The sequence below is a fragment of the Amycolatopsis samaneae genome (assembly GCF_039541975.1).
GTDB lineage: Bacteria > Actinomycetota > Actinomycetes > Mycobacteriales > Pseudonocardiaceae > Amycolatopsis > Amycolatopsis samaneae.
This window is the reverse complement of sequence record NZ_BAABHG010000004.1, coordinates 160,713-178,740: the sequence shown is the minus strand read 5'-3', so window position 1 is coordinate 178,740 and position 18,028 is coordinate 160,713. Positions and strand designations below refer to the sequence as shown.

General features: G+C 72.9%; 10 protein-coding genes. 9 read left to right on the top strand and 1 reads right to left on the bottom strand.

All coding sequences use genetic code 11. From position 1 onward, the window contains the following. The first annotated feature begins 54 nt into the window (after positions 1–54). The 4 genes from ABD987_RS11160 to mycP are packed head-to-tail and all read left to right on the top strand — an operon-like array spanning position 55 to position 9,591. The gene (locus ABD987_RS11160) at positions 55–2,583 is read left to right on the top strand and encodes a helix-turn-helix transcriptional regulator (RefSeq protein WP_345390210.1); all 2,529 of its coding nucleotides are present in this window, start codon (positions 55–57) and stop codon (positions 2,581–2,583) included. Between the two features lie 21 nt (positions 2,584–2,604). Then, entirely contained in the window at positions 2,605–5,010 is a 2,406-nt protein-coding gene (locus ABD987_RS11155) for a right-handed parallel beta-helix repeat-containing protein (protein WP_345390207.1), read from the top strand. Positions 5,011–5,050: 40 nt separating this feature from the next. After that, a complete protein-coding gene (locus ABD987_RS11150) occupies positions 5,051–8,287 on the top strand; it encodes a hypothetical protein (protein ID WP_345390204.1) in 3,237 nt (1,078 codons plus the stop codon). Continuing rightward, positions 8,284–9,591 (top strand): type VII secretion-associated serine protease mycosin, encoded by a 1,308-nt coding sequence (mycP, locus tag ABD987_RS11145; RefSeq protein ID WP_345390201.1) that lies wholly within the window; start codon positions 8,284–8,286, stop codon positions 9,589–9,591. Before ABD987_RS11150 ends, mycP begins: the two co-directional genes overlap by 4 nt. A 262-nt stretch (positions 9,592–9,853) precedes the next feature. Here the strand turns inward: mycP and eccCa are convergent, their stop codons facing one another. Further along, positions 9,854–13,831 carry a type VII secretion protein EccCa gene (gene eccCa / locus ABD987_RS11140; RefSeq protein ID WP_345391580.1) on the bottom strand — a complete coding sequence of 1,326 codons (3,978 nt, stop codon included), beginning with the start codon at positions 13,829–13,831 and terminating at the stop codon, positions 9,854–9,856. 147 nt (positions 13,832–13,978) lie between these two features. Between eccCa and eccD the strand changes: the two genes are divergently transcribed. From eccD to ABD987_RS11115, 5 genes are all read left to right on the top strand, one after another. Continuing rightward, on the top strand, positions 13,979–15,376 hold the full coding sequence (eccD, locus tag ABD987_RS11135; protein WP_345390198.1) for a type VII secretion integral membrane protein EccD: 1,398 nt from the start codon (positions 13,979–13,981) through the stop codon (positions 15,374–15,376). Position 15,377: 1 nt separating this feature from the next. Continuing rightward, positions 15,378–16,793, top strand: coding sequence for a type VII secretion protein EccB (gene eccB / locus ABD987_RS11130; RefSeq protein ID WP_345390195.1), 1,416 nt, complete (start codon positions 15,378–15,380; stop codon positions 16,791–16,793). A gap of 122 nt (positions 16,794–16,915) precedes the next feature. After that, entirely contained in the window at positions 16,916–17,245 is a 330-nt protein-coding gene (locus ABD987_RS11125; protein ID WP_345390192.1) for a hypothetical protein, read from the top strand. A gap of 47 nt (positions 17,246–17,292) precedes the next feature. After that, on the top strand, positions 17,293–17,586 hold the full coding sequence (locus ABD987_RS11120; RefSeq protein WP_345390189.1) for a WXG100 family type VII secretion target: 294 nt from the start codon (positions 17,293–17,295) through the stop codon (positions 17,584–17,586). A gap of 87 nt (positions 17,587–17,673) precedes the next feature. Continuing rightward, the gene (locus ABD987_RS11115; RefSeq protein WP_345390186.1) at positions 17,674–18,024 is read left to right on the top strand and encodes a hypothetical protein; all 351 of its coding nucleotides are present in this window, start codon (positions 17,674–17,676) and stop codon (positions 18,022–18,024) included. Positions 18,025–18,028 lie beyond the last annotated feature (4 nt).

The following is an 18,028-nucleotide window of genomic DNA, read 5'->3' as shown; positions in this document are numbered from 1 at the left end:
TGGACCGGGGCGGACCGGTGAAGAGCAGCCTTGGGCAGCGGGAGGAACATCGGGATGGGACGGCAGCGCGCGGGGCTCGTGGGCAGGCAGGCCGAACTGGCCGCGCTCGGGGCGGCGGCGGAGAGCCGGGGCCTGGTCGTGCTGCGCGGCGAGCCGGGCAGCGGCCGCGGCGCCGTGCTCGCGCGGGCGGGTGCCGAACTGGCGCGGCGCGGGGTTTTCGTCCTCGAACTGTCCGGTGCGGCGCGGCACCCGGAGTGGGACCGGTTCGGTGTCCGGATCGTCCTCGACGCGATCCGTGAGCGATTCGAGGACCTCGGTGGCCGCGCGCGGCTGACCGAGGCGATCGACGCGCTGAGCCGGCTGTGCGTCCCCGCCGGGTACGAGTCCGCCTGGGAGCGCTCGCGGCTGGTCAACGCGCTGGGCACGGTGTTCCGCAGGCTGGGCCCGGCCGCCGTGCTCGTCGACGACGCCGACGGTCTCGCCCAGCCCGCCATCGGCCTCGCCGCGGCCCGGCACGCGGGCTGCCCGGTGTTCGCCGCGTGCGCCGACGACACCGGCCTCGGCGAGGTGGCCGACCTGACGATCGAGCTCGGCGCGCTGTCCGCCGAGGACGCCGACGGCGTGCTCCGGCAGGCCGTGGGGCTGCCGGTCGACGACGGGCTCCGGCGCGCGGTGCGCGAGGGTCTCGGCGCGTTGTACGGGAATCCCGGCACCGTGGTGTCCACAGTGGCCGATCTGCGCCGCCGGGGGCGGCTGGTCACGGTGCACGGTCACGTGTGCCTGCGCGATCCGGGGACGCCGGTCGCGCTGTCGCCGGAGCATCCGCTGCTCGTCGCGCTGGAGCGCTGCGGTGACCTCGGCCGCGATCTGGTGCGGCTGGCCGGGGACACCGCCTTCGGGGTGGACGAGATCCCGCTGCTGGCCGCCGCCACCGGCCGGTCGACGGCCGAGTACGGCAGGGCGGCCGACCGGCTGGTCCGGGCCGGGGTGCTCGATGCCGACGGCGAGGGACGGCTGAGCGTCCGCTGTCCCGCGCTGGGCGCCGCCGTGGCGGAGCACGGGAGTGCGCCGCTGCACGAGGCCGTCGCGGGGGAACTGCTCGACGCGGACGGCGCGCGGCCGCACGTGCTCGCCCGGCACCTCGCGGCGGCGGGCACGGCGGTGCCGCGGCGCCCGGAGGTGGCCGCGGGACTGCGCGACGGCGCACCGGACACGGCCAGGTGGTACGCGGCCTGGTGGCACACCGAGGACGGCGAGGACCGGTCCCGCGCGGCGGTCGAGCTGGTGCGCCGCTTCGTCCGTACGGCGGACTACGCGCGGCTGGCGCGGTTCGTCGGCGAGGTCCCCGCCGGGGAACTGGATCCCGCCGACCTCGCGGCGGCGGCCGCGCTGGCCGCGCTCCACTCGGGACGCCCGGTCCCCGCGTCCGTCCGCGCCGCGGTGACGCGGGACGGGCGGGTGCCCGCCGCGCTCGAGTTCTGCGACCGGTGGTTCGCCGGTGCCGGCGACCTCACCATCGGCGAGGTCGAAACGGCCTTCGCGCCGCTGCGGAGCTCGCTCGCCCTGCCGACGATCGAGCGCCGGACCGTCGGCGTCGAACACGCCTTCGCCCTGCGCGACCTGGTCCCGGTGCTCGCCTCGGTGCTCGGCGCGGACTTCGGCACCCCGGCCGACGGGCCGCTCGCCGCCTACCACCGGGTGCTCGCCGGGTACGCCGACGGCGACTGGACGGCGGCGCTGAGCGCGGCGCGGGAGCTGGAGCTCGACCCCCACGCGGACACGCTCGCCCGGCAGAGCGCCCGCCTGCACGCCGCGGAGATGTGCTCGTGGCGCGGCGAGGACCAGCGCGCGGCGGCCTGGCTGGACTCCGTGCCCGCCGCGGACTGCGCCTTCCCGGCGCTGTGGTCCTGGGTGGTGGCCGGCTGGCTGCACCAGACCGGGAACAGCGCGGGGGCACTGAGCGCGGGCGAGCGGGCCGCGGGCGGCCCCGGCACCGCGCGGCTGCTGCGCCGGATGGCGGCGATCGCGATGGAGTCGGGCGAGGTCATGCGGGCGCGCCGGGTGCTGGCCGAAACCGAGCGGACGTACGCGCGCGACGACAGTCCCGAAGCGCGGGAAACGGTGTCGTATGTGAAGGGCCTGGTCACCGGCGACGGCGCCAGGGCGCGAACGGCCGAGCGCCTCGTCCGGGGCGGCGGCAACCGGTTCGAGCTTTCGCTGGCCTGCCAGCTGGTCGGCAGCACCACCGCGGAACCGGCGCCGTGGCTGGCCGAGGCGTTCGAGATCGCGCAGTCGATCGGCGCGGCACGGCTGACCGCGCGGGTCAAGCGGGTGTTCCAGGGCAGCGGCGGCGTCGTCCAGGAACAACGCGACCGCGACGAGGACCTGTCGGAAACCGAACTGCGGATCATCGAGCTGATCCGCCTCGGCCGGACGAACCGGCAGATCGCGCACGCGGTGCGGATGAGTGAGAAGACCGTGGCGAAACACCTGACGAGGTTGTTCGCCAAGGCCGGGTGCCGGACGCGGCACGGGCTGGCCACGTCCGATCTCGGCGGGCGGCCGCAACCGCTCGGCGCGTGAGGCCGGGACTATGGAGGAGTTGTGAGCAGTAACGTCATCGCGGTCACCCAGACACCGGGGCAGGGGCACCGCACGATCGGCGAGGCGATCGACCGCGCGCACGACGGGGCGGTGATCGTGGTCGGTCCGGGGCGCTACACCGAGAACCTGGTGCTGACCAAGCCGGTCACCATCACCGCGGAGGACGGGCCGGGCACGGTCTGGATCGTCGCGGCCACCGGCGTCACCGTGTCGTTGCAGGCGGATTCGGCGGCGCTGTCCGGCGTCACCGTGGTCGCCGCCGACGCGGACAGCCCGGCGGTGCTCGTGATGAGCGGCCAGCTCAGCGTCACCGAGTGCGTGGTCGAGGCGTCGAGCTGGACCTCGGTCTTCGTCCGCGACCGCGGCACCCTGCTCATGCGCTCCAGCGAGGTGCGCAACGGCGCCGGCGCCGGGGTCGTGGTCACCTCGCCCGAGGGTGGCGTGCTCGACAACTGCAAGCTGGCCGATCTGGGTACCTCGGCCGTCGTGGTGGCCGAGCAGGGCACGCTGCTGGTGCGGTCCAGCACGGTGGGTCCCGCCGCGGCCAACGGGATCTGCCTCAACGGCCAGGGCAGGCTCACCGTCGAGGACACCGTGGTGACCGGATCGGGCAAGCCCGCGATCGCGGTGGAGCAGCAGGCCGCGCTGACCGCGACCAGGCTCGGCGTGCGCGACACGGCCGCGATCGGCTTCTACCTGGCCACCTCGGAGCAGGTGATGCTGGAGGACTGCGCGGTCGACGGCGCGGGTGCCGAGGGGGTCTTCGTCGCCGAGGGCTGCGCGCCGGCGCTGCGCGGCTGCCGGGTCCGCGGGACCAGGGGGCGTGGCCTGCACTTCGCCGGGCGGGCTTCCGGTTCCGTCAGCGGCTGCGAAGTGTCCGATGTGGACGGTATCGGGATCGGGGTGACCGAACGGAGCCTGCCGGAGTTCGCCCAGGTCTCCGTCTCCGGGTGCACCTCCTCCGGTGTCCGGATCGACGACGGCTCCGACCCGTTCTTCCGCAGGCTCCAGGTGCGGGGCTGCGACGGCGCGGCCATCGAGGTGGACGGCGGTGCCCGCGGCAGGCTGGAGAACATCGAGATCGACGGCGGGGCCGGGGTGGGCCTGTCCGTGTCGGGCGCGGCGCGGCCGTCGGTGAGCGGGCTGAACACCCGCGACCTCGCCGACGCCGGGGTCCGGGTGGTCGGCGCGGCGCTCTCGCTGTCCGACAGCCAGCTGCTCCGCTCGGGCGCCGAGGGGGTGCACGCGGGCGCGGGCGCGGACCTGTCGATGACGCGCTGCCGGGTCCAGGAAAGCAAGGGCGCGGGCTGCACGTTCGCCGAGGGCGCGTCCGGCAGCGTGCTCGACTCCGAGTTCTCCGGCGGTTCCGCCGACGGGATCCTGCTGGAGACCGGGGAATCGGTCTCGGTGAAGGGCTGCACGGTCCGGGACAACCACGGCAGCGGTGTCCGGCAGCTGCGGCCGAGCAAGGCGATCGAGGTGCTGGAGCTGATCAGCGGCGGCAACCTCGCGAACGACGCGTACGGCACCGCCGCCTCCGCCGGGGCCACCCCGCCCGCCGCGCCCGCCGGCGCCGGGCCGAGGCGCCCGGCGCCCGGCACCGATCCGCTGGAGGAGCTCCAGGGGCTGGTCGGGCTGGCCGGGGTGAAGAGCGAAGTGACGTCGCTGGTCAACCTGAACAAGATGGCGAAGCGGCGGATCGACGCGGGGCTGTCCGCTCCGCCGATGGCGCGGCACCTGGTCTTCGCCGGGGCGCCCGGTACCGGCAAGACCACCATCGCCCGGCTGTACGGCCAGATCCTCGCGCAGCTCGGCGTGCTGCGCGAGGGGCACCTCGTCGAGGTGGCGCGGGCCGACATGGTCGCCCAGATCATCGGTGGCACCGCGATCAAGACCACCGAGGTGTTCAACACCGCGCTCGGTGGCGTGCTCTTCATCGACGAGGCCTACGCGCTCAGCTCCGGCGGGGGCGGCACCGGCCCCGACTTCGGCCGCGAGGCGATCGACACGCTGGTGAAGCTGATGGAGGACCACCGCGACGACGTCGTCGTGATCGCGGCGGGCTATTCCAAGGAGATGAACGAGTTCCTCTCCGCCAACCCCGGGATGGAATCCCGGTTCAGCCGCACCATCGAGTTCGCCAACTACACGGCGGACGAGCTGGTGACGATCGTGCGCGCGCAGTGCAGCAAGCACGACTACCGCCTCACCGAGAGCGCGAGCGCGGCACTGCTGAAGTATTTCGAAGAGATCCCGAAGGACGGCACGTTCGGCAACGGGCGTACCGCGCGGCGGGTGTTCGAGCGGATGACCGACCGGCAGGCCTCCCGGCTCGCCGCGGCCGCCACCGCCGACACCGCGGACCTCACCCTGCTGACCGAGGACGACCTGCTCTCGATGAGGTGAGCCATGCCGACGAGGTGAGCCGTGCGGAGGAGGAGAGACGATGGATCAGCAAGACCCCGGCCTCTTGGTCGTCGAGGAGCACGAGTCGCGCGAGCGGCACGTGCTCGTCCGGCACCGTGACGAGGCGGGACTCGAGCAGCCGCGCATCGGCGCGGCACCGCTGTCCGACGGTGAGCTGCTCGTGCTGGCCACCCCCGGTGCGCACCGGGTGCCGTCACTGGTGTCCGCGCTGCCCGGTCTCCTGCGCGAGCGCCTGACCGGTGTCGAGACGTTGTGGCTCGGTGTCGGCGGCCTCGCCGCGGACACCGAGGCGGCCCAGCGCCTCGCCGGGGAACTCGGCGTCGAGATCGTCGCGCCCGACGGCGGGATCGCGGCGATGCCGGGTGCCGCGCTGTACGCGGGCCACGGCGCGGGCGGCACCGGCTGGCACCGGTTCCACCCGGACCGGACGGTGAGCTTCGAGGGGGCCCGGATCCCGGTGCCGGACTGGGAGTCGTGGGCGCCGGCCAGCCCGGTCACCCTCGACGGCGTCGTGGCCGTGCCGGTGCCCTGCGGCCTGCTGGTCCGTCCCGCGGCGGCGGACGGGACCACCGCCGTCGACATCGCCTTCGACATCGCGGTCAACCAGCGGTTCCCCAAGATCATCGTCACGGTCCCGACCGTGGCCGAGGTCGCCGCGCTGCTCGAAGGATTCCCGCCGCACCCGGTGATGGTGGTCCCCGCGACACCGGAGGCCGCGAAGCACACCTGGCAGATCGAGCTGGCGCTGCGCCTCTCGCGGGATATCGTGTTCAGCGCCGGACCGCAGCTCGGCGGCACGACCGTCGTGCCGGGCGGGCGGTTCCAGCCCTTCCCGATCGTGCTGCGGCAGTCCGCGAGCGGCGGGGACCAGCAGGTGCTCGCCGTCACGCAACCCCCGCCCGGCTGGGAGCGGGCAGGGCAGCGCTCCTACCGGTTCACCGGGGAAGACGGCGTGCCGGTGCTCGCCGACGTCGTGCCCGCCGGGCTGGTGCTGCGTGCCGAGGACGGCGATCCCGATCCGGACGCGGAGGCGGCGCCGTTCGACCCGGCACACTGGACACTGACACTGGGCGCCGCCGGGGCGCCGCTCGGCCTGCCGGTGCTGGCCGCGGCGGAGCAGCTGCTCGCCGCGCTCCCGGACGAGGAGCGGGCGGCGGTGCGGGTCCGGATGGCCGGCGTCCCCGACGGCGAGGCCGCGCACGCGCTCGACCACCGCGCGGCGGACCGGAAATCCGTTCCGCCGCAGGGTGTTCCGGCGTTCCGCCCGCCCACGCCGGGTGGTACGGGGCCCGCGCCGTCGGGATCGGACGGCGCGCTGCCGCCGCGGATGGCCCCCTCCGGCCCGGACCAGGCGGTGGCGAGTGCCCACCCGATGCTTCCCACCGTCCCGGCTTTTCCCGACGCCCCGGCCCGGACGACGCCACCGGTCTCGCGACTGTCCGAAATGGATCGCGCCGGTCAGGTGGCTGGCGGAGCGGACGTTGCCGGGCCGTTCCCCGCGCCGTCCGGCGGTGCGCTGACCCCGGCGATTCCCGGCGTTCCGGCGGTGCCGGTGGTGCCGGTGGTTCCCGCCGAGATGCTGCCTTCGGCCCCGGCCGCGCCGGGTGCGTCGTCCGGTACGGGCTGGGCGGCGGGTGTCCGGCCCATGCCGCCCGCCGGTCCGGTGGTGCCGGTGCCACCGGTCTCCCCGCCGTCCGCAATGGACGGTGCCGGGCAGGTGGGTGGCGCCCGGCCGTTCCGTGCGCCGCCCGGTGGCGCGCTGACTCCCGCGATCCCCGGTGTTCCGGCCGAGCCGGTGGTGCCGGTGGTTCCCGCCGAGATGCTGCCCTCGGTCCCGGCCGCGCAGGCGCCGCCGGTCGCACCGTCCGCAATGGACGGTGCGATTCCGCCGGGGCAGGGGGATTTCGTGCCCGTGCGGGCAGGTACGGACTGGATGGCGGCGAATGCGCTGGTGCCCGCCGTGCCGGGTGCCTTCGTCGGTCCGGTTCCGGGCACGCCACCAGTGCCGGGGTCTGGCCCGATGCCGCCGTCCGGGCCGGGTGGGGGGAGCCCGCCGCCCGCGAGCCCGCCACCCCCGGCCCGGCCCGCCGCGGCCGCGCCGCCGTCGATCATGACCAGCTCGGGCGCGCCGGTGTCCACTGTGTCCAGTGGGCTGCCGACGTCCACTGTGGCCGGTGCGCCGAAGCCCCCGCCGCCCCCGCCGCCGGCACCGCCCACACCGCCGCGCGAAGAGTTCCGCGAGGAGCCGGAAGAAGCGACCCTGCGTACCGAAGCGGTCCACGCCGAGCCGGAGGCGGCGGCCGACGCCGAGGTGGCGCCGCCCGCGAGCCCGCCGGCTCCGCCCGTCGAGGAGCCGCCCGCGCCGCCGGTCGACCGGGAACCCGGCCCGCCGTCGTCGTCCCCGGCGATCCGGCCGGTCGAGGTGCCGGCGCGGGACAGCACCACCGGCGAGCAGAACCGGTTCGTCGCGGCCGCGGGGGAGGACTTCGGCATCGCGCTCGCCACGGTGAACGCGGCGCTGGCCACCTGGCCGTCGATGCGCGCGGAGGACTCGCCCGCGGGCAAGGCCGACTACGTCGCGGTCTGCCTGTACCTCAGCCGGGGCGAGGGGGCCGCGAACCTGGTCAACGGCGCGCTGCGCACCGGCGAGGGCGCGGTGCTGGACGGGCACATCCCCTGCCTGATGTCGGGCCTGCGACGGCTGCCCACGCATCGGCGCGCGGTGCTGCGCCAGGGCAGGGTGTCCGAGTCGCTCGAACACCGGGGCGATCCCGGCACCGTGCTCACCGAGCCGGGTTTCCTCGCCGCCAGCATGGATCTCGACGTCACCGTGCCCGGCGCCGACCTCGACGTGCTGATCTGGCCCGCTTCCGCGCGCCGCACCTCGGAACTGATGCTGAGCCGTCCGGTCGGCGAAGCGGTGTTCACCGCGGGCGCCCGGTTCAAGACGCTGGCCATCCGGTCCGTGCCGGACGACGAGCAGGAGGAACCAGAGGACGATCCGGACGCGCTGTCCGCGCCGAAGGTCGCGGTCCTGTTCCGTGAGCTGGCGCCAGGGGAGAAGCTGGAGTCGGCCGACCTCGACGACCGCGACCGCGCGGTGCTGGCGAAACTCGACAGCGTGCTTGAAGGACGGCGCAGCGCCGCGTTGCGGCTCGTCGAGGACCCGGACACGATCGCCCGGCTCACCACCTCGATGGTGCTCTGGCGGGACGAGGCCGCGGGCGAGGGCAAGCCCGTCGCGGTGGCGTCGTGAACAGTTCCGCGCGGTCCACGGTGAAGGCCGCGGTGCTGGTCGCCGTCGGCGTGCTCGCCATGGGCACGCCCGCGTACGCGGCACCGACGTCCCCGGCCGCGCCGCCGTCCTCGCCGGCGCTGCCACCGGGCTCGTCCGGGGCGCCGCCGCCGTCGGGGAAATCGGACAAGCAGGTGGAATGCCTGTCCCCGCCCCGGATCACCGATCCCTCGGTGCCGTGGGCACAGCGTCAGCTCGCGCCGGAGCGGGTCTGGCCGCTGACCAACGGCGCGGGGGTCACGGTGGCTGTGGTCGACACCGGCGTCGACGGTTCGGTGCCGCAGTTGCGGGGCGGCACCGTGCTGCGCGGGATCGACACGACCAAACCGGACCGGGGCCCCGCCGACAACGACTGTTACGGGCACGGCACCTTCGTGGCGGGCATCATCGCCGCCGCCCCGGTCAACGGCACCGGGTACGCCGGGATGGCGCCCGGGGTGCAGATCCTGCCGGTCCGTTGCGCGACCACGGACGATCCGAAGAAGGAAGGCGCGCTGACGCCGGAGGGCATGGCGCTCGGGATCAGGGCCGCGGTCGACGGCGGCGCGCGGGTGATCAACGTTTCGGCCAGTACCGCCGAGCAGAACGCGCAGCTCGCCGCCGCGGTCGACTACGCCGCGAGCCATGACGTCGTGCTCGTCGCCTCGGCCGCCAACAGCGCGAAGAAGGGCGACCCGGTGACCTATCCGGCGGCCTACCCGTCGGTGATCGCGGTCGGCGCGGTGGACGAGGCTGGCCAGCACGCCGAGTTCTCCCAGACCGGGCCGTTCGTGTCACTGGTGGCGCCCGGGGTCAACGTGCTCGGGCTCGGGCCGGGTGGTCCCGGGCACTGGCAGGGTCAGGGCACGAGCTACTCCGCCCCGTTCGTCGCCGGGGCCGCCGCGCTCGTGCGTGCCTACCGCCCGACGCTGAGCGCCGCGCAGGTCAAGCACCGGCTGCTCACCACCGCCGCGCATCCGGCCGCGCAGCTGCCGGATCCGGCGCTGGGCTGGGGCACGGTGAACCCGATGGCGGCGGTGACGGCCGTGCTCCCCGAAGAGGGGGCCGCCGGGCAGCCCGCCGCCGTCGTCCCGCCCGACGCCCGCGGCGTCGGCGCGACACCGCGCGACGAGCTCGGGCCGGTGCTGGCCGTGGTGGGGGTGATCGGCGCGGGCTGCGTGGCGCTGGCCGCGGTGCTGCTGACCCGGCTCTACCGGTCCGGCCGCCGCCGTGGCTGGCGCCCCGCCCGCGTCCTCCAGGTCTCCGCTCCGGAACCGGAGAAGTAAAGCCTTCCGTACCACCAAAAGTGGGCCCGTCCTCTCCGGACGGGCCCACTTTGCGCACGGGAGCTGAAGGACGCTTTCAGTGCGTTGGCCGCGCTGAAGGACGCCTTCAGTGCACTGAGCGCACCGAAGGCGTCCTTCAGCACTAAGGGCCGTGTGGTCAGGCGGGGCGGGAGGCGTTGTGGTCCGTGGGGGCCTCCTTGAGGGACTCTAGGTCCCTCAAGGAGGCCCCCACGGACCGGGAATCCGGACTGTCGGGAGAAGCTCAGTCCGGCTGCTCCGGTTTGACGAAGCCCTCCACCAGCGGGGTCTGCACCAGCCGGACCGCGCGGCGGCGGTTGACGAACTGGGCCCGGCCCGGCGGCAGGACGCGGGGCTTGAGGTTGCCGAGGAACGAGCCCTCGGACTTGGGGCAGGACATCAGGAACGCGGGCGTGCCCAGTTCCCACATCCGCCGGATCGCCTGGTTCATCATCGACCGGCTCCCGCTGGAGGTGCTGCGGGCGACGATGATGTGCACCCCGATGTCCGCGGACTGGGGCAGCACCGGGATCAGCGAGTCCAGCGGGGCCGCGCCTTCGGCCAGCTCGAAGTCGTCGATGATGATGTAGAGCCGCCCGCCGGTCCACCAGTCCCGCAGCGGCAGCCTGCTCGGCGGGATGTCCGGCCCCGGCAGGCGTTCCTTGATCACCGAGGCCGCGCCCGCGATGGACTTCGCCAGCGCGTCCGCGCCGACGGCGTATTCGAGCTGGTACTCGGCGGGGACCGAGTCGTGCAGTTCGCGGCGGAAGTCGCCGAACATGATCCGGGCCTCGTCGTTGCTGTGGTGGGCCACGACCGAGCGGGCGATGTGCCGCAGCAGGTTGGTCTTCCCGCTTTCGGCGTCGCCGTAGATCAGCAGGTGCGGGCTGCTGTCGAAGTCGTGCCACAGCGGGGCTAGCTCGACGTCGTCGATGCCGAGCGGGACCCGCATCTCCGCCGCCGGCCCCGGCGACTTCGGGCCGGGCAGTTCCCGCGCGGTGATCTGGTGCGGGAGCAGCCGGACCTTCGGGGCGGCCGGCGCGCCGGGCAGGTCCAGCGCCTCGGCGAGCTCGACGGTCGCGTCGGCGAGGTCGTCGGTGGTCGGCGAGCCGTCGATACGCGGCAGCGCGGCGAGGAAGTGCAGCCGGTCCGGGGTGATGCCCCGGCCCGGGATCGACGGCACGGTCGCGGCGAACCGGCTGTTGATCTCCGAGTCGACCGGGTCGCCGAGCTTGAGCTCGAACCGGGTGCCGACCACGTCCCGCAGCCACGGGCGCATCTCCGACCACCGGTTGGTCGCGACCACCAGGTGGATGCCGAAACTCAGGCCCCTGGCGGCGATCTCGGTGAAGTTGTCCTCGATGTCGTCGAAGTCCTGGCGGATCGTGTACCAGCCGTCGACCACCAGGAACACGTCACCGTAGGGATCGAGGTCGGTGTACTTGCCCGACCGCCGCGCCCGCCGGTAGGTGGCCATCGAGTCGATGTTGTGCTCGGCGAACAGCGCCTCGCGCCGCGCCAGCAGGTTGGTCACTTCGAGCACGGTCCGGGTGACCCGGTCGCGGTCGAGCCGGTTGGCGATGCTGCCGACGTGCGGGAGCTTCGCCAGCGCGGTGAGCGTGCCACCGAAGTCGAGGCAGTAGAACTGCACCTCGGCCGCGGTGTGGGTCACCGCGAGCGCCGCGATCAGGGTCCGCAGCAGCGTGCTCTTCCCGCTCTGCGGGCCGCCGACGACGGCCGCGTTCCCCTTGCTGCCGGACAGATCGGCGATCAGCAGTTCGCGCCGCTGTTGCGCGGGCAGGTCGATCAGGCCGACTGGGACGGTCAGCGACGCGGTCTGCAGGTCGCCGACCGGACGCGGCCCGAGTTCCGGGTGATCCACCAGCGGGGGCAGCAGCTGGTCCAAAGTGGCCGGTTGCTTGAGCGGCGGCAGCCACACCTGGTGGGCGCGCGGGCCGACGTCGCGCAGCCGCGTGATGAGCACGTCGAGCACCGTCTCGATGCTTTCCTGCTCGTCGGCGGGTTCCGGCTCGGGTTCCGGCTCCGGTGTGGTGGGCGGCTCGACGTACCCCATGCCGAACGGGACGACGTGCTGGTCGACCGACTCGGTCGTGGCGACGCGGCGCTTGGCCCGGTACGGCGAGGACGAGTAGGCGCCCTTGAACCGGATGAGCGTCTGCGTGTCCGGGCGCAGGTACCCGTTGCCGGGGCTGTTCGGCAGCTCGTAGGCGTCCGGGACGCCGATCACGCTGCGGCTTTCCATCGCGGAGAAGGTACGCAGGCCGATCCGGTAGGACAGGTGGGTTTCCACCTTGTGGATGCGGCCCTCGTCGAGCCGCTGCGAGGCCAGCAGTAGGTGCACCCCGAGACTGCGGCCCAGCCTGCCGATCATGGCGAAGGTGTCGATGAATTCCGGTTTGCTGGAAAGCATCTCGGAGAACTCGTCGACCACGATGAACAGCGCGGGCATCGGCTCCAGCGGAACGCCCTGGGCGCGCGCGGCCTCGTAGTCCCGGCGGGACGCGTAGTTGCCCGCGGCGCGCAGGTACTCCTGGCGCCGGTTCAGCTCGCCCTCCAGCGCGTCCTGCATGCGGTCGACCAGTTCGAGTTCCTCGGCGAGGTTGGTGATCACCGCCGAGGTGTGCGGGAGCTGGTCGAAGCCGAGGAACGCCGCGCCACCCTTGAAGTCGACGAGGACGAAGTTGAGGTCCTCCGAGGAGTGCGTGGTGGCCAGCGCGAGCACCAGCGTGCGGAGCAGCTCGCTCTTCCCGGACCCGGTGGCGCCCACGCACAGCCCGTGCGGGCCCATCCCGTCCTCGGCGGCCTCCTTGATGTCCAGTTCCAGCGGGGCCCCGTTGGCGGCGATGCCGATCGGCACCCGCAGCCGCCGCTTGGCGGTCATCCGTTCCCTGCGGTAGCGCGTCGGCTCGAAGTGCGCGACGTCGCCGACGCCGAGCAGCCCGGCCAGCTCGTAGTCGGCGGCCGTGGGCTCCTCGTCCTCGGACACCTCGCCGATGCGGTACTTCGCCATCGTGCGCGCGAGCGCGGCGGCGCCGGTCGCGCTCAGCGCGTCGGGCGTGCAGAGCGGTTTGGTGTGCTGCCTGCCGAGCCGGTCGAACGACACCGTGCTGACCTGCTCGGCGTCGACGTCGAGGAACAGCACCCCCGGTCGCTGCTGCCACGGCAGGGCACCGGAGATGTCGAGCACCACCGTGTTGCGGTAGCCCTCCTCGGCGGCGCGGTGGTCGGCGGGGATGCTCACGCCGTCGACGAGGAGCACGACGAACGGTTCCGACGCGGTGATCGGCGTGTCCGCCTCGAACCGGGGCCGCCCGGTGAAGGCGGGCCCGCCGAGCAGCAGTTCGGCCTCGGTGACGGTTTCGGCGACCAGCCGCCGCGCGCCCGCCGCGTCCCGGCTTTCCGGATCCTGGTTGTGCGGCAACCACTTCAGCCAGCTCCAGCGCTCGACCCGGTCGGGGCCTGCGCACAGCGCGATGCGGACCTCGGCCGGGCCGTGCGCGGTGGCGAGCTGGCCGAGCATCGCGCGGACCAGGCCGGTCACGGCGCCGTCGTCCCCGCTGAACTGGATCTGCCCGAACCCCCGCAGGTACACCGCGATGGGGGCGTTCGGGAGGCTGGAGTAGGCGCGCAGGAAGCGGCGCAGCGCGTGCGCGGCCAGCGGTTCGAGGTCCTCGATCGGCTTGGTGTCCGGCGGGAGCAGCTTGAGCGCCGAGCGCTGCGTGCCGAGGCCGATGCGGATCTCGCCGAAGTCGTCCTGCGAGGCCCGGCGTTCCCACAGCCGGTAGCCCAGCGCCAGCGACCACAGCGCGCGCGGGTCGGGGTGGATCCACCGCGCGGCGCGCTGCTGCGCGGTCAGCGCGTTGCGGACGCGTTCACGCAGCTGGGTCAGGTAGCGGATGTAGTCACGCCGGTGCCCGTGCAGCTTCTGCTTGTGCGTCACCGAGGAACGCACGAGCTGCACGATGAGCATCCCCACCACCGACAGCAGCATCATGCCGCCGCCGATGTAGGACATCATCCCCGAGCCGGGGCGGACGAACATCATCACCATGGCCAGCGAGCCCAGCCCCATCGGGGCGTACATCAGCACCGAGCTGATCCCGCCGCCGGTGTCCTCCGGCACCGCGGGCGGCGGCTGGACCTCGATCTCCTCGGTGGGCACGGCCGGTTTCGGCCGCCGCGCCCGGCGTGCGAACAGCACCGTGCTCAAAGGTCGCTCTCCCTCGTGAGTGGACTTCCCCTTTTCCGCGCCGACCGGGCTTGGAACGGCGAAACGGACGCCGCGCGGAGGTAGGTTCCGGGCTGGTTCACGGTCTGAGATCCCTGGCAGGAAGGACCTGACAACCAGATGGAAGAGCAGACACAGCATCGCACAACAACGTCGGCGAGGCTACGGTTCGTTCTCGGGAAGCAGGTCACCGAGGTGGCCCTGCCCACCGAGGCGACGCTGACCGATCTGCTGCCCGCGGTGCTGCCCCAGTTCGGTGCCGAATGGATCGAACAGGGCGCCGACCACGAGGGCTGGGTCGCGCAGCGGGTCGGCGAACGGCCGCTGGACGAGGACCGGACGCTCGCCGAGCTCAACCTGCTCGACGGCGAGACCGTCTACTTGCGACCCCGGGCCGACCAGCTGGCGCCGATCGACTTCGACGACCTCGTCGCCGGTGTCGGCGAGCAGGTACGCGACCATCGCGGCACCTGGGAACCCCGGCACAGCCGCTGGATGTTCCGGATCGGCGCCGGGTGCGCGTTCCTGCTCGGGCTGCTGGTGCTGCCCGGCGTGGGCGCGGTGGGCGCACAGGCCGCGGTCGCGTTGACGCTCGCGGTACTGCTGCTGCCGGCGAGCGGGCTGATCGCGCGCGGGGCCGCGGACGCCTGCGCCGCGACCATCGTGGCCGGCGCCGCGGCCTGCTACGGCGGGCTCGGTGGCGGGCTGCTCGTGCGGGTGCTGGCGCCGCTGGCCCCGGCGGCGGTCCAGGCGACCGTCGGGCTCGCCGTCGCGTTGCTGGTACTGGGACTCGGGGCGTTCCTCGTCGCCGATTCGGCGTTGCTGTTCGCCGGTGCCATCACGTTCGTGCTGGAGCTGGCGCTGACCGGGGTCATCGCCTCGGCCGCCGAGGTGAGCCTGCCGCAGGCGGCGGGCCTCGGCATCGCGGCGGGCCTGATCATCGGCGTCTTCCTGCCCGCGACGGCGTTCCGGCTGTCCGGGCTGACGCTGCCGATGCTGCCCGGCGACAAGGACGAGCTGTCCGAGGACATCGATCCGGTGCCCGCCAAGCTGATCGTGGACCGGGGCGCGGTGACCGTCGGCTATTCGACGGCACTGCACACCGGGCTCGGCGCCGCGCTCACCGTGCTGTTGCCGCTCCTGGTCTCCGGTGGCAACACCTGGGAGATGGTGCTGTCGCTGGTGGTCACGCTCCTGCTGCTCCTGCGCACCCGGCATCCGGCGAGCGTGGTGCAGCGATGGGCGATCATCACGCCCGCCGCCGCCGGCCTGGTGGCGAACGTGTGGCACCTGGCGGGCGAGCAGACCGACGCCTCGCGGCTGCTCACGATCCTCGCGCCGGTGTTCGTCGCCGGTGCGCTCCTGTTGCTCGCGAGCCGGACGCTGCCGGGCAAGCGGCTGCGGCCGTACTGGGGCCGCGCGGTGGAGATCTTCGAGTCGATCACCGCCATCGCCGTCGTCCCGATTCTGTTGCAGGTGCTGGGCGTGTACGCCTGGATGCGCGGATTGGCGGGCTGAGATGCAGTCGCGGCGGGATCAGGTACAGGCCTACTTCTTCGTGGTGGGCAGGCTCGTGGCCGCCGTCGTGCACGGCAAGCCCGATGTGCTGCAACCACCGAACAAACGGCTCAACACCGGTGTCTTCCTCGGGATCGTCGTCGGCGCGATCGTGATGGGGATTTTCGGCATTTACGGGGTTTTCGTGCCCGGCGGCAACACCTCCTGGCGCCAGCCGGGGGCGATCGTGATGAACGAGACGACCGGCGCGCGCTACATCTATCTCGACGACCAGCTGCGGCCGGTGCTGAACTACTCCTCGGCGCGGCTGGCGGCCGGGAAGTCCGGCAGCGGCCAGGTGGTCTCGGTGGCCCAGAAGTCACTGGACGGTACGCCGGTCGGGCAGCCGATCGGCATCGTCGGCGCGCCGGACGCGCTGCCCACCGCCCTCGACAACGGACCGTGGACGGTGTGCGCGCAGCCGCCCGGCAACGGTCCGCAGGGCCAGCCGCCGACCGTCAGCCTCGTGCTCGGACATCCGCTCCAGCGGACCCTCGACGACCGGGAGGCGCTGCTGGCGCGGACCCCGGACGGGACGAACTTCCTGATCTGGCGCGGAAAACGGCACCGGATCCCGGGCAGGTCCGAGATCGAGGCGCTCTACGGCGGGGTCGCCCCGGTCACGGTCACCCCGGCGTGGATGAACGCGCTGCCCGCCGGGCCGGACGTCGCGGCGTCGGTGCCGGACCAGGTCGGCTCGCAGGGCCCGTCGATCGACGGACACGCCAGCGTGGTCGGGCAGGTCTACCAGGTGCGCAATCCGGCGATCGGCACCAGCCAGCTCTATCTCGTCCGCGCCGACGGGGTCGCGACGCTGAGCCCGACCAACGCGGCGCTGCTGATGGCCTCGCCGTCGATCAGGGCCGCGTACCGGGGCTCGCCGGTGGAAGCCATCCCGGCCGGGCCGGGGGCGTTGTCCGGGGTGCCCGCCTCGACCTCGGGGCCCGACCTGGTCGGCGGGCTGCCGCCGGAACCGCCGCGCATCGTGTCCCCGCCACCGGACGCCATGGCCTGCGCGAACTTCTCGCCGCTGGGCCCCGGCGGCCAGCAGGTCAGCGCCGGCCTGCTGGCCACTTCGGTCAGCGCGACGAAGGGGATCCCGGTGAGCGCGCACGCGGTGGGCACCACGGCGGACCGGGTGGTGATCCCCGCGGGCGGCGGCATGCTGGTCGCCGCGCAGCAGGTGCCGGGCGCGCCGCCCGGCGCCGTCTACCTGGTCACCGAGACGGGCACAAAGTATCCGCTGGCGAACGGTGACGTGGCGGGTGCGCTCGGTTATTCGGGGCAGAACCCGGTGCGGATGCCGGCGGAACTGCTGTCCCTGTTGCCCTCGGGACCGCTGCTCAGTGTGGAAGGCGCGCTGCGTGTCCAGTCCTGACCGGACGTTCACGGGGGGAGTTACGCCCCTTCGCCGGTTTCGGTCGTAGGGCGACGTGCTTGGCCCCGGCGAAACCTAACGTGAGATTTGCAGGCTTGTACCGGATATCTCTAGGAGGACAGGTGCCCAAGGACACAACGATTGACCCTACTCAGGTCGAGTCGCAGGCGAAGATGCACGAGGGGAAGCGGGACGACATCTCCGGCCAGCTCAAGCGGGTCCTCAGTACTCTCGAAGACGCCAAGGCGCACAGCAACAGTGCGATGACGCGCGCGCTCGCGGAGCAGGGCGAGAACTGGGCCAAGGCGGTCGACTTCTCCGTGCTCCAGCACATGACCGAGATGGTGACCAACATCCGGAAGGCGGCCAGCGACCAGAGCGAGGCCGACATGGCGGCCGTGCAGAAGATCAACAACATTCCGATCGGCACCGCGAACTTCCTTGGCGCGTGAGCCGGGCTCGGCTCAGTCTTCCGATCGGTCACTGAAAGGGATCACTTATGTCCGACGCTATCAAGTATGACTACCAGAAGCTCGACGAGGCATTTACTTCACTGACGAAGATCGCCGAGTTCATCGACACGACGCTCGACGAGCAGCGTAAACAGGTGCACGCGGTCATGGCGGACTGGCACGGCGACACGGCCGACGCCTACGACTCGCTGTCCACTGACCTCGACAACGACATGAAGCAATACATGGCCACCTTGGCCGCGCTGAAAAACGCCGCCCACACGGGCGCCACGACCATGCAGGAGACGGACGCCCAGGGCAAAAAGAGCCTCGCCCACTGAGCCAGATGTGGTGTGCCGGAATCAGTAGACGATTCCGGCACACCACACCTGTCTGTTCCGGCCCGTCAACCACTGTGGAGTGATGACATGAGCAGCAACACGAAGCTCGACACCGACGTCGTCAAGGCGTCGGCCACCGCCCTCGGGCGGATCATGGACGACATGTCCGCCTTCACCGCGTTGCGGGCGGACTGGCCCAAGCTGGGGAACTTCGACCTCGCCACGCAGCTCGACGCGATCGTCGACGACCGGCGTCGCGGCGTTGTCGCGCACGCGGACCAGCTGAAGACCGCGCTCGACGAGATGGACAGGGCGCTGACGAAGATCGCGACCGAGATCCAGTCCATCGACGACGGGGCCGCCGCGAAGATCAATGCCGTGGTCGCCGACCTGCGCACCCGGGTGCGTGACGACCTCGCCGCGTTGAGCCAGGTGTGAGGGG